Source organism: Vibrio sp. KUL70, assembly GCF_059725515.1.
Map to the genome: position 1 here is coordinate 168,722 of NZ_AP045835.1, position 12,916 is coordinate 181,637.

At 44.1% G+C, this 12,916-nt stretch carries 10 protein-coding genes; 9 read left to right on the plus strand and 1 reads right to left on the minus strand.

Annotation, left to right across the window (positions count from 1 at the left end; all coding sequences use genetic code 11):
• The first annotated feature begins 246 nt into the window (after nt 1-246).
• From AC6I7V_RS14850 to AC6I7V_RS14865, 4 genes are all read left to right on the plus strand, one after another.
• Nucleotides 247-1,326: a cytochrome-c peroxidase gene (locus AC6I7V_RS14850; RefSeq protein WP_498012111.1), complete on the plus strand. Its 1,080-nt coding sequence runs from the start codon at nt 247-249 to the stop codon at nt 1,324-1,326.
• The gene (locus AC6I7V_RS14855; protein WP_498012112.1) at nt 1,319-3,730 is read left to right on the plus strand and encodes a hybrid sensor histidine kinase/response regulator; all 2,412 of its coding nucleotides are present in this window, start codon (nt 1,319-1,321) and stop codon (nt 3,728-3,730) included. The genes AC6I7V_RS14850 and AC6I7V_RS14855 overlap by 8 nt, the downstream gene beginning before the upstream one ends.
• A gap of 10 nt (nt 3,731-3,740) precedes the next feature.
• On the plus strand, nt 3,741-5,636 hold the full coding sequence (locus tag AC6I7V_RS14860; RefSeq protein ID WP_498012113.1) for a response regulator: 1,896 nt from the start codon (nt 3,741-3,743) through the stop codon (nt 5,634-5,636).
• Nucleotides 5,637-5,794: 158 nt separating this feature from the next.
• Nucleotides 5,795-6,463 carry a DUF2057 family protein gene (locus AC6I7V_RS14865; RefSeq protein ID WP_255232669.1) on the plus strand — a complete coding sequence of 223 codons (669 nt, stop codon included), beginning with the start codon at nt 5,795-5,797 and terminating at the stop codon, nt 6,461-6,463.
• Nucleotides 6,464-6,655: 192 nt separating this feature from the next.
• On the opposite strand, the gene AC6I7V_RS14870 is transcribed toward AC6I7V_RS14865, so the two are convergent.
• A complete protein-coding gene (locus AC6I7V_RS14870) occupies nt 6,656-7,123 on the minus strand; it encodes a GNAT family N-acetyltransferase (protein WP_498012114.1) in 468 nt (155 codons plus the stop codon).
• A 433-nt stretch (nt 7,124-7,556) separates the two neighbouring features.
• On the opposite strand from AC6I7V_RS14870, the gene AC6I7V_RS14875 reads away from it, so the two are divergent.
• From AC6I7V_RS14875 to AC6I7V_RS14895, 5 genes are all read left to right on the plus strand, one after another.
• On the plus strand, nt 7,557-7,913 hold the full coding sequence (locus AC6I7V_RS14875) for a c-type cytochrome (protein WP_498012115.1): 357 nt from the start codon (nt 7,557-7,559) through the stop codon (nt 7,911-7,913).
• 18 nt (nt 7,914-7,931) lie between these two features.
• Nucleotides 7,932-9,341: a cytochrome-c oxidase, cbb3-type subunit I gene (gene ccoN, locus AC6I7V_RS14880; RefSeq protein WP_498012116.1), complete on the plus strand. Its 1,410-nt coding sequence runs from the start codon at nt 7,932-7,934 to the stop codon at nt 9,339-9,341.
• Between the two features lie 3 nt (nt 9,342-9,344).
• Nucleotides 9,345-9,956 carry a cbb3-type cytochrome c oxidase subunit II gene (locus tag AC6I7V_RS14885; RefSeq protein ID WP_498012117.1) on the plus strand — a complete coding sequence of 204 codons (612 nt, stop codon included), beginning with the start codon at nt 9,345-9,347 and terminating at the stop codon, nt 9,954-9,956.
• Nucleotides 9,953-12,109 carry a c-type cytochrome gene (locus tag AC6I7V_RS14890; RefSeq protein WP_498012118.1) on the plus strand — a complete coding sequence of 719 codons (2,157 nt, stop codon included), beginning with the start codon at nt 9,953-9,955 and terminating at the stop codon, nt 12,107-12,109. Before AC6I7V_RS14885 ends, AC6I7V_RS14890 begins: the two co-directional genes overlap by 4 nt.
• Nucleotides 12,110-12,605: 496 nt before the next feature.
• Nucleotides 12,606-12,824, plus strand: a complete 219-nt coding sequence (locus AC6I7V_RS14895; protein ID WP_032552405.1) for a PAS factor family protein — start codon at nt 12,606-12,608, stop codon at nt 12,822-12,824.
• Nucleotides 12,825-12,916 lie beyond the last annotated feature (92 nt).

The following is a 12,916-nucleotide window of genomic DNA, read 5'->3' on the forward strand; positions in this document are numbered from 1 at the left end:
TTATTACAACGTAAATCGCTAAAACCAAAACACACAAAGCTGTTGAAAAAAGTACTGCATTCCTAACAGACCACTTAACACACCTTGCAAGCACACACATATGAAACTAAATTTGTATTTAGACAACCTGATTTATACGTCGAGATAAACCAACAAGATCATCTCAGTTCGACTAATGTAATCGAAAAATCAGTTTCTCTAACATGATTATCGTTTGTTCGACCATTATTAGATGGAACTAATATTATGAAGAACCCTTATCTCGTTGGACTAAGTGTTTGTGTCGCCACCATTTCTGCCACAGTATTAGTTTACGACGCTGTTTTTCGAACAGAGCACATACATTTCTCTGCTCACGGTGATAGTGAAGGTCACAATCAACACCATCAGATAACCACCGAATCTTCCTCTGATTCTGGAGCCAAAACGTTCTTTTCTCAGCAAAAGGTAACTCCCATACCAAGTGATATAGAAATCGATAGAGCGCTCGCTAAGGTGGGATGGTTGCTGTTTAGAGACCCTAACCTATCGTCAAACAAGAATATCAGTTGTGAAAGCTGCCATGATTTACAATCCAATGGTGCAGAGACCAACGCTGTTTCTATCGGGGTGAACGGGGTCGGTACGCGTAATTCGCTGACCGTTTTTAATGCCGCCTACAACTATCGATTTTTTTGGGATGGTCGTGCCAATACTCTTGAATCGCAAATTGATGGTCCAATTCACAACACAGTAGAAATGGACTCAAACTGGCCTTCAATTACCCAATATGTCTCTCAAACACCACAGTATCAGCCATTATTTAGTCAGTTAGACTTAGAAATCAACGAACAATCTATCAAGGCCAGTCTGGTCGAGTTCATGAGAGCCCTCACCACCCCAAACTCTCCATTTGATAGCTATATCCAAGGTAATGAGGAAGCTATCGGAGAAAGTGCCAAGAAAGGGTGGTATGCATTTCAAGAAGAGGGCTGTATACGCTGCCACCAAGGCACCAACATTGGTGGAGGGATGGTAATGCGATTCGGCTATTTTGGATTGACAAAGACAGGGCAAGAGCGCAGTGAAGATCAGGGGCGTTTTATGTCTACCGGAAAAGAAATGGATAAACACTTATTTAGAGTCGCTAGCTTACACAATGTCGCAATCACAGCCCCCTACTTTCATGACGGGCAAACACACTCTTTAGAAGAAGCGATCAAAATCATGGGTGAGAGCCAACTTGGTAAAACATTTGAAGATGATACGGTTAAGCATTTGAAAGCTTTTCTTGAAACCCTCACCGGACAACGCCCATCCATTTTAGAGGCATTCGAGAATGAATAAATTCAAACTCCTATCACTATTTTTTGCTTCAATGTTCGTTGGGCTCGTCAGTTATATCGTTTTGGCGTATACAGAATATAACAAGGTCACTCATTATGGAGAAGTTACGCGCGAGATCGGGCACAAAGTACTAGAAAAAAGAGACATCATAGCCAGCAGCACAATAAATGGGGTTTCCAATCCCTATGAGATTTCCGCCAGTTTAGTACGGATTGAAAGAGACCTTCAACAGTTCTACCGCACCTCCACAAACGCTAAAATTCATTCCATACTGTTTGACGGATTAGAAACAAAAGCATTGTTGGACAGCTTCTACTTTCGAACAGTGGAAACCATTGATCAACTGGATCATATTGTTGGGCATACTGTAGCTCGTCAGTTCATTCTACAATCCCTCACCAATCTATTGACTAATGCATCGACGCAAGATACGAAAAGTCATTTGTTGGAGGCCATGCTCTCTAACATCTCTTCGCTAGAGAAAAACCTTGGTATTAATGAAACGTCAAGTGATTCACAAACGACGGGAGCACCGTCGGATGTCTCGTCCTCTAATGACCAATTGATACTCGCGCAAACCTTCAATGAGATAAATCAGCAACATCAGCAGCTCATCTCCAAAACGTTGTCTCCAGGACACATTGCTTACCTTGATGATATCGAGCATCGCTTCATCAATTTACAAGATCACCTCAACGAGGTGATTGCAAACCTTACGATTGCTCTTGTCGTGCTGCTATTTGCACTGTTCATCAGTATCGTGGTTTGGCGCTACTACGAACTAAAAGCAAACACTCAAGCTTACCAACTCGCCGCCGATAAGGCAGAAAAAGCCAACAATGCTAAATCTTTATTCCTAGCGACGATGAGTCATGAGCTGCGAACACCAATGAACGGTGTATTGGGCATCGCACAAATCATTAAGGACGACTCTCATGAGATTGAGACAAGAAAACAAGCTCAGTTGATCATGGATTCAGGTCAGCACCTTGTCACTATATTAAACGACATTCTCGACTTCTCAAAAGTTGAACAAGGTAAGATGGAGCTTGAAAGTAGTCCATTTACTATTCCCGACCTCATTGTTCACCTTGATAAAACGCTCACCTCCCTTGCTGAAAGTAAGGGCATTCAACTGTGCATCACAAATCGTGTACCGACAAACATTCAGCTTATTGGTGATCAAGCTAGAACTCGCCAAATACTATTTAACCTTGCTGGGAATGCGATCAAATTTACTGAAACAGGTAAAGTCGAACTCGAGTTCGATATTCAAGATACCTCCCCTCGCGCTATTCAAATGCTTGTGACAGATACAGGGATAGGGATTGCAGAAGACAAAATCGACAGTATCTTTTCTGCCTTTGAGCAGGCTGAGCTCTCTACGACACGTAAATTTGGCGGCACAGGGTTAGGTCTATCTATTGTCAAGCAACTGGTTGAGTTAATGGGAGGGAGCATCTCCGTATTTAGTCAGCCGAATGTCGGCACCCAATTTACTGTTACCATACCATTTGAACTAGAGGAAAAAGCGCATCAAGAGGATGCCACAATTAAGGAAGCTCACGGATTAGCACTTAAGGATTTTTCAGTGCTACTTGTAGAAGATAACAAAATTAACGCTATGGTTATCAAGAAGTTTTGCGAGTCGCTAAACCTTGATGTTGAGAACGCATATGACGGGCTTCAAGCGTTAGATAAACTCAAAAATCAATCCTATGATTTGATAATCATGGATAATCACATGCCCAAAATGAACGGTATCGAAGCGATTCAAAACATCCGAAACAAGCTGAAACTTAAAACGGTTATCTTCGCTTGTACCGCCGATGTGTTTAAAGAAGCACACGACGAGTTTATCGAATGTGGTGCAAACTTTGTATTAACCAAGCCCTTACAAAAAAACAGCTTACAAAATGCGATTTATCAGTTTGAAGCGCAATTTCAAGCGAATCGAGATGATAGCGGGCACGATAGTACCTCGTCCCTTCCAGCTAATGTCACACGTCTGGTGCGATATTCTAAAGATAAACTTCCAATGACAGAAGAAGAGCTTTCTCGAAGCCAGCTTTTAACTGACCTCAACCTTGCATACCAAGACAAAATTGATTGTTTGCAGTCACTTGAACATGATCTAGAGATTAAAATCGATGCACTGATAGAGGTATTCACTCACTCAAAGCCAGAAGAACTCGGCCCCATTATTCAAGCCATCAAAGGCATTTCGCTTCAATTTGGAATGTCTGAGATATCGAAACTGATTGAGCAAGTAGAACAAGATCTTGACGCAGAGCAAATGCCTGCAGCAGAAATCCTACAGCAAGTGATAAATCGGCTCATGGTCAATAGCCATCAAGCTAAGCGTTTGATTGATAAATACCAACATCAATCAAAGACAGGTTAAGGAGAGTGCAATGAAGTGGAGTGTTAATTTGACTAGCTCAAACTTGGGCCTATACCTAACCCTGATCGCCGCAACCCTATTTGTCTTCGATCTTCATTTGCCACTTGGTATCGCCATGGCTGTTCCTTATGTCATTGTGATTGTCCTTTCACTCATTCGTAACAACCCAAATTTCACTTTAATTTGGGCTATCGTTTGCACTCTGTTGACCGTCATTGGTTATTACCTTTCTCCACACGGCAATGACGCCTGGTTCGCAGTGTTTAACCGACTTATTACCCTGTGCGCGATCTGGGTAATAGCCCTCATATCTATCCGCATCAGTTCTGCCAAAGAGTCTAACCAGAGGCAAGGTGCCACATCAGATTGCAATGAGTTCGATAATACCGCTAATCAATTTACGACCGATGCGATTATGATCGTCACAAAAGATGGTTCAATATCCTCAATCAATCGCAGATTCAGCGAGCTATTTGGCTATCAAACATCAGAGGTGAAAGGGAGATTGTTTACGCAGCTTCTTCAAGGTCCCAAGACGGATATTAAAGAGGTGAAGCGGATAACCGATGCGATTGATAAACACAAAACAATCGAAGTCCAAGTTTTGCAGTATCATAAAAATGGCTCCTCTTGCTGGGTGGATATTTCGATAATCCCACGCTCTACCAAAGGCGAAACCAGTCATTTCATCTGCTCGTTAAGAGACGTTAGCAAACAAAAACAACTTGAAAGAGCACTAGAGACCAAAATAGAGCAATCTCATCAAGCTACACAAGCCAAAACGCAGCTCATGCACTTAATATCGAATGAGTTAACTAAACCAGCACAAGATTTGGACAAACTAGCGCAAAAAGTTATGTTGAGTGAGCAGCTCAGTGATGCTCAACGCCTAGGAGAACAAATCACACACTCAAGTAGACTTTTACAGGCTTCATTAAACTATGTCATCAAGCTTGCTCACTTAGACAATGACCACATTACTCCTCGCCCCCAACAACTTAATCTCACCTCTTATATGTCTCATAAGAGAGAGTCCATCCAAGCATTAGCGCGCGGCAATGGGTTACTACTGGAACCTACTCTATCTATTCCGAATCAATGTGATGTACTCGTCGATGAGAATTTACTCGATACCATCATCGATTTTTTTGTACTCAGCGCAGTTTCTCAATTACGAGGTGGCACATTATGGTTTGAAAGTGGTTTAGCCATTGACGCCGATGAGCAACAATTATTGGTATGTTTTACATTTGAAGATAATGGACTTATCAGTAAACAGCTGACGTTAAATAAACATCAGACATCGCCACAGGGAACGTTCGACCAAGGCATTAACGCTGGATTCAGGGTGATTGAAAAAGCGTTAATCGCATTATTAGGCCATATGGAACACAGATTATCTAAGAATGGCCATACCCAAATTGACCTACAAATCCCCGTTACACTGCTAGACACCAGACCTAAAGCAAATGATGAACTCACACCCATATCCAGCTCAGACATTTCGATACTCATTGCTGAAGACAACAAGGTCAACTACATCGTATTGGCGAAACTACTCAATAAACTGGGATATGAGAGAATCGATCACGCCACCGATGGTGCTATCGCGGTAACTATGGCCACAGATAAGCAGTATGATTTGATCTTGATGGATCATCACATGCCAAACATGACCGGGCTAGAAGCGACAACCACCTTACTCAATCACTACAAAGTAACAGCCAAGGTTATTGCTTGTACTGCCGACTTATCCCCACAAGTCCGGACTCAGTTCTTCGAAGCAGGAGCGACTAACGTTATCTATAAACCGGTTAAAAAGGATGTTCTTTTAGACGCTTTATCATCGTTGGGTAACCCCATAAAGATCTTTGAAAAGGAAATAAATAACAAAGGCGTCGCTTAAAATGAGTGACTAGGGCGACTAGCCGTTCGGTCACTCATCACTGATTGTTTCAGTTACGTTAAGATTTCGCAAAATATCCTTAATTTCACAGACATTGCTTGAACTCAACACGAGTGCGTGACATTGTAAATTCTTCTTTTCAAACAACTTGCCCGATTATGAAAACGACACAAAAGATTGCCTTAATCACTGCTTTGGTAGTGGCTCCATTCGCTTCAGCAGACATTGAAATCAAAGTCCCTTCGAGTGTGGATATCTTAGCAGTGAACGAAAATAAACCCGATTTAGACGGCGGACTTTTCTCCTCTCATAAAACCATGACACTGCCAGACGGTCAGAACCAAATTGTATTCCAATATCAGGTAGCTTTTGACCAAGGTAACGATCGTGAGTTCATTGACAGCGATACCATCATCGCAACCTTTGATGCGAGTAATACGACACTGACCTTCAATATGCCTAAGTACCGAAATATCAGTGCCGCAAAAGAAGGCATGAAGGATCTTCAATGGAGCCTTGTCGATTCGGACCAGCAAACGGTTAAGGTCAAAGAAGACACATTAGTGAAAAAAGGTATGCAGATTGGGCGAAACTACCCAACAGAGGCAGCCAACTACAATAAAAAAGGCGGTGTCGCAGCACTGGCGAGCACAACTGCTTCAGCAGCAACGATCAGTGCAACTGCGGCAAATACAGCTGTTCAACCTGTAACACTACCAGCGAAAGTAACAGCGTCGGACAATACTGCAGAAGAGATGTTGTATTTCTGGTATGAAAAAGCAGACGATGCAACCAAACAACGCTTCAAAGATTTTGTAAACAAGTAATATTTTGTAGACAAAGAATATGTTGTAGACAAAAGAGTAGTGAGTGCTCGATATGTAAAAGAGCACCGAGAAAAAGCTAAATTTAAATCAATAGTTGTGCCAACAGGAAAGTGGTTAACTGCCAGATCAAGCTGACCTGTCAGCAACAACCATTGATTTAATGAAACAATCACCTGAGTTGTACTAATTCAGCTAGGCTAACTGTTTTTCCATCACAAAATTATTCATGGTTTGCCCACGGACTTCGATAGTCTGTTCATTCACGACAGAGAATCCAAAGTGCTCGTAAAAAGGACGCGCCGTGATGCTTACTTCAGAAAAGACCCTTTTCAATCCCTGTTGTTTAGCCAAGTTCAATACGTGTGACATGAGTTGACTGCCGATACCCCGTCCTTGATATTCATGGTGACAAAAGAAATGGTCTATCAACCCGCTCTCTTGTAAGTCTGTATACCCAACAATGGTTCCTTCCAGTTCAACAACAAAGGGACGGATCTTATCCATCTTGTTTTGCCAAACGTCTATTGAAAACTCAGAAGGTGCCCATGCTTCAACCTGAGACTGGCTATAGTGTTGGATATTGACGTTTCTTATCGTGTTAAAAAACAGAGCCCAAAGCTCTGGTGCATCTGTATTTCGATATTCTCTTATCTTCATCAAGTGATTCCTTTTCAGATACAAAATTCACAATCATTACGGTTTGAGCACTGTCATGCAAGCCGAGCAGCGCTTTTCTCTTTTAGAATCGAAGCGTTCTGTTGAAGATGTGTTGTGCCTTCTAGCCCTGTGAGCATTCTTTCTCTCAAAGAGCAAAGTCCTGATCATACTTAATACGAACCCAGCCGCAACTCAATTCTAACTTCGCTTTCTGTTGTTTTTCTTTCAGTTGAACTAATCCGAAACCTGCAGACTTTACGTATTACAGAGACAACAAAAAGAAAACCTTTCCATTTAGCGCATCTACATAATTGCGCAGTACCCTTTAAAGTTCGCATTTATCAGACCTAAATGCACATAACAACGCGATTGTGCTGCTTGGCAGCTGAGAATTGGCCACTTAGCGATGTATCTTCACACTTCTAAGGAAACCGTGATGAGCTTAATTCAAGAACGATGGAACCCTAAGACATTATTTACCTCTCTGATTGTCGCAACTGCTCTCTTTTTCTCAGCAGACGCTGTGAGCAATGATGAACAATTCGAGATAGGTAAACAGAAAGCCAAGGTGTGTATGACCTGCCATGGCGAAGACGGCATCTCTACCCAAGAGCCCTATCCAAATCTGCGCGGTCAAAAAATGGGGTATCTGATTTCATCGCTCAAAGATTATCAAACTCGCGAGCGTACCAGTGGACTGGCCGTTTTAATGCAGCAACAAGCTGATGCTCTTTCCGACCAAGACATTGAGGATATCTCCTACTTCTACTCACAACTCGGCAACGAAAAGTAACCTTTACAGGAGCTTGTTATGGATAACGTGACAACGCAATACAGTGTGAAGGTGGTTAAGTACTTCATTCTGGCATCTTTCGTCTGGGCCATTTTAGGCATGTTAATCGGGGTCATTCTCGCTGCGCAACTCTACTGGCCCATTCTCAATTTCGACTCTCAGTACTTCCAATTCGGTCGCCTGCGCCCGCTTCACACCTCCGGCGTCATCTACGGATTCGTCGTCAATATCCTTATGGGGACTTCACTCTACATTGCGCAGCGGACCGGACATTGCCAACTCTTCAACAAAAGCTTGGCATGGATGGTGTTCTGGGGATGGCAGCTCATTCTCTTACTTGCATTGATTTCACTCCCTGCGGGTTACACCACTTCTAAAGAGTACGCAGAGCTAGAGTGGCCAATCGACTTGTTAATCGTTTTTGTTTGGGTTCTTTACGCCGTTCTCTTCTTCGGTACGATAGCCAAACGTAAGGTGGGACATATTTTTGTTGCTAACTGGTTTTTCGCGGCATTCATTATCGTTATCGCGATGATCTTTATTATCAACAATCTCGCCATGCCTGTTTCAGCCATGAAGTCCTACTCGGTATTTGCCGGCGCTCAAGACGCCATCGTCCAGTGGTGGTGGGGCCATAATGCAGTTGGCTTCCTGCTTACAGCTGGGATCATCGGCATGAACTACTACTTCATCCCCAAAGCCGCTGACCGTCCGATTTACTCATACCGTCTATCCGTGATCCACTTTTGGGGCTTAGTCGGTTTCTATACGTGGGCAGGAACCCACCATTTGATTTACTCCTCTGTTCCTGTTTGGGTACAAAACATCGGCATTGTGATGTCATTGATTCTTTGGCTTCCTTCGTGGGCGGGTGCGTTCAATAGCGCAATGACACTGCTTCAGAACAAAGAGAAACTCAAAAACGACTACATCCTGTTGTTCTTTTTCTCGGCGATTCTCTACTACTGCTTAGCCACATTCGAAGGCCCACTACTCGCGATTCGCTGGTTTAACATGCTCGCTCACAACACCGAATGGGTTATCGGGCACGTTCACTCAGGTGCACTGGGTTGGGTTGGCATGTCAGGCATTGCGGTCTTCTACTACTTCATTCCGCGACTGTGGAATAAAACCGAACTGTGGTCATCAAGGCTACTTAAATGGCATTTTTGGCTCGCGCATGCTGGGGTTGCTCTTTACGCCATTGCACTGTGGGTCGCAGGTATCGGCGAAGGCTACATGTGGCTAACACAAAACGACAACGGCGAATTAGTTTACAGCTTCGTACAAGCTATGGACTTCAAGGCCCCGTGGTTGTTCTTGCGTTTCTTTGGCGGGGCTCTGTTTGTGTTGGGTCTTCTGTTGATGGCAGTCAATCTCTACAAAACCGTTCGCATGCCGAACGAGTTAGTGGCAAAGGAGGCTTAGGTTATGAGTAAAGACTTCACTCAATCGGTTTGGATTCTGATCCTGACGACTGTCGTCGTCGCCTCCTTCTCACTATTGGTATGGGTTGTCCCTAATATTGTGCGCACCGCAGATATAACCGCAGGAAGCTTGGCTAAGCCTCTCACTGCACTGGAGTTAGCTGGCCGTGATATCTACATCAGCGAAGGGTGCCATGTATGTCATACACAGATGGTTCGACCGCTCGATCCCGAGGTAAAGCGCAACGGTCGCGCGAATCAAGAAGCTGACGACATCTATGAATTCCCGAATCTTTGGGGCTCAAAACGTACTGGGCCAGATCTTACTAACCTAGGTCGAAAATATTCAGACCAGTGGCACATTATCCATCTCATCAACCCTAGACAAGTCGTACCGACTTCAATCATGCCCGCATACCCTTGGTTGTTCGAACAAACGCTTTCAGGTGATGACATTGGAGACAAGATGAAAACGCTGCGAACTCTCGGTGTGCCATACACAGATAGTGAGATCAGCGAAGCGAGGCTGCAAGTGCGCGGCAAAACCAAAGCCGAAGCACTGATTCGTTACTTGCAGAGCCTCGGGCAAGATACAGCACAGGAGGTGTCGCCATGAGTACATTCTGGAACTGGTGGGCGATCATTTGCACCCTAATCTTCTTTGTTTTAATGGTTTCTGTGGTTGTTAAATATTGGCGCAGTAACCATAAAGCCGACCACGATCATACTGTCGGTACTTTTGATAACATTGAAGAGAAAGACGCGCCTCCACCTAAGTTGTTATTTGTTGGCTACGCTATCGCTTTTGTTATTTCTGCTGGTTACCTCGTGCTATACCCCGGTATGGGAGAATGGCGAGGTCTAGTTGATTGGCAACAGAGCGATGACAGATTGAGCTCCCCGTCTACCTCGCTGGACGAACAAATGGCCATGCAGACTCAAACCGATCTCAACACCTTAGCTTTGGTACCTGAGATTGTCGCAAGTGGCCAAATTCTGTTTCAAACCCATTGCGCAGCGTGTCACAGAGACAATGCTCAAGGTCAGAAACACTTCCCTAATCTCATTGATCAAGAGTGGTTATACGGTGGTGACGACAACGCCATTATCCACTCTATCGCCAAAGGTAGAAACGGCGCGATGCCGGGTTGGAGTGAGATACTCAGACCCGATGAGATATCCAAAATGTCCTATTATCTTGCCTCTCTCAATCAGCGCCACACTGATGTGCCAGAGGTCAAAGTCGAACTTGGCAAGAGCCTCTTCTTAAAAAACTGCGCTTCCTGTCATGCTGATGGCACTGTTGCTAACCCTGCTCTTGGTGTACCAGATCTCTCAGACAGTATTTGGCTACACGGAGGCAGTATCGAAGAGATACAGCACACAATCAACTTCGGCCTAAACAACTTGATGCCAGCCTTTGAAGAGCAACTTACAGCAAATGAGATTCTTGCCCTAGGCGCTTACATTCGTCATTCAGAACAGACAGAAGTAGAAAGACTTGCGGCCTTAAAAGCGGACTCGGTTGAACGCGGTGAGTACCTTGCTCATGCCGGAGATTGTGTTGCGTGTCATAGTGCTGAAGGTGGAGAACCTTTCGCTGGCGGCCTACCATTCGTGACTCCTTTTGGTACTGTTTACTCGACCAATATCACTCCTCACGCCAGTGAAGGCATCGGTCGATATGACTTTGATGACTTTAGGGATGCATTGGTCAAGGGTAAAGGCAAAGAGGGCTACCTCTATCCAGCAATGCCCTACACTTCCTATCAATACCTCACTGACCAAGACATGATAGATCTTTGGGAGTATATGCAGTCAATTCCTGCGGTTTCTCGTCGAAATAATGATAACAGCATGATATTTCCATCCAACATCAGACTTGGACTATTAGGCTGGAACATTGTCTTTATGGACACCGACCCAATCGACTATCAAGTACCACAAGAGCTTAAAGAGAGTGTTGACGATGTCGAGAAGTGGCAACGGGGAAAATACTGGGTTGCAGGGCTCGGACACTGCTCGGAGTGTCACACTCCAAGAAATATTGCTCAAGCGTTGATACCTGAACGTATATTTCAAGGCAACTTAATTGATGGTTGGAACGCGCCAGACATTACTGCTAACGAGCTCTATATCGATGGATGGGATGAAAAGACGTTAACGGACTTCTTGCACACTGGTCACTCAGATAAAGGCACTGCATTTGCTGGAATGGCTGACGTAGTAAAAAATAGCTTGAGCTTGATGACGCGGGAAGATGTCGAATCAATGTCGTATTACCTGTTACAAGGCGATACCAATAATATGATTTCACCCGACGCGGTTCCTTTGCAGCCGAAAGGTTTCGATGATGCAGCGTATCAGTCTGATATCTATGCAACCTACCGTCAAACATGTGGGGCTTGCCACGGTGACGATGGTAAAGGCCGAGATCCAATTGCTCCGACTCTGCTTAACAACGGGATTATTATGCACAGTGACCCGTTTAACACCGTTGCAGTAACAGTTCGAGGCCTACAACCAACCTATCTCGACAAGGATAGAAACTTTATGCCAATGGCGAGTTTTGAAGAGGTACTCTCTGACCAGAAGTTGGCTGAACTCATCACTTTTGTACGTAAAAACCTTGGTGATAGGCACGACCCTGTCACACCCGAATACGTTCGAGAAGTGAGAGAGACCTTAGAAGCGGCGGGATACGCTGGCGGGTTGCACACAACCCCTGAAATGTATGACCGTAGAGACAACAATATCCACATCAAATAACGATACCTGTTGGCTTAAAAGGACATGAGCTAGGGCGTGTTGACCTTTCGTGGTTGAATTTTGTTCGGATGGGGACGCCTGGTCAAAAGCGTTTAATCGCGGCGAGGGAGACGTAGCCTAGTCATTCTAAGCAAATCTCCCTCAACAAAGAGTAAAACGCTTTTTGCGGGGGCGCCCAGCTCGAACCCTTCGGGCAGCGTTTGCTGGTCATTTCTACTGCGTTATCGGCTTCTCATGTAGGCTAGCTACACATCAAAGCCTCTGCCTTGTATAAATACCCAGCAACTCGCTGCAAAAACCAGCTCAAAAGATCAACACGCCCTAACAAAAGAGACCTGTTCAAGGTCTCTTTTTTACATTGTTGAGTCATTATTCATTAGAGATCAATCACTAAAGATAACGATTAATTAACACATATTGCGATCGGAATCCCAGAAACAATACTAGACAGAGTGCATAATGCTTTCATTTTTAACAGATGTACAAAGGACAGTTTATGGATAAATCCACTCTCATTTACAACACCCTAGAAGGGCTATCGAATGCAGAGCCGCAAGAATTCGCTCAAATTCGTCAAGATCTTTACAACCAATTAGGTCTGACGTTCGAACAACAAACTGCACTTTATACTCGTGTTTTAGGCCCTGCTGGTGCTGGGAAATTAACTGACATCGACAATGCTGTTCAGTCGGCTTGTCAGTTACTTGGCGAATAATTAATTAAAATTAAGAACAACAAACGCCGACTTTTCCCCACAACGCTTTCCCCCTAACGGAATGAAAAAAACGCTGCTAAATTTAGCAGCGT

Bases quoted from the DNA above. Each gene is read 5' to 3' on its own strand.
- AC6I7V_RS14895 (WP_032552405.1), top strand. From the start codon at position 12,606: ATGGATAAATCCACTCTCATTTACAACACCCTAGAAGGGCTATCGAAT.
- AC6I7V_RS14890 (WP_498012118.1), top strand. From the start codon at position 9,953: ATGAGTACATTCTGGAACTGGTGGGCGATCATTTGCACCCTAATCTTC.
- AC6I7V_RS14875 (WP_498012115.1), top strand. From the start codon at position 7,557: ATGAGCTTAATTCAAGAACGATGGAACCCTAAGACATTATTTACCTCT.
- AC6I7V_RS14860 (WP_498012113.1), top strand. From the start codon at position 3,741: ATGAAGTGGAGTGTTAATTTGACTAGCTCAAACTTGGGCCTATACCTA.
- AC6I7V_RS14855 (WP_498012112.1), top strand. From the start codon at position 1,319: ATGAATAAATTCAAACTCCTATCACTATTTTTTGCTTCAATGTTCGTT.
- AC6I7V_RS14850 (WP_498012111.1), top strand. From the start codon at position 247: ATGAAGAACCCTTATCTCGTTGGACTAAGTGTTTGTGTCGCCACCATT.
- ccoN (WP_498012116.1), top strand. From the start codon at position 7,932: ATGGATAACGTGACAACGCAATACAGTGTGAAGGTGGTTAAGTACTTC.
- AC6I7V_RS14885 (WP_498012117.1), top strand. From the start codon at position 9,345: ATGAGTAAAGACTTCACTCAATCGGTTTGGATTCTGATCCTGACGACT.
- AC6I7V_RS14865 (WP_255232669.1), top strand. From the start codon at position 5,795: ATGAAAACGACACAAAAGATTGCCTTAATCACTGCTTTGGTAGTGGCT.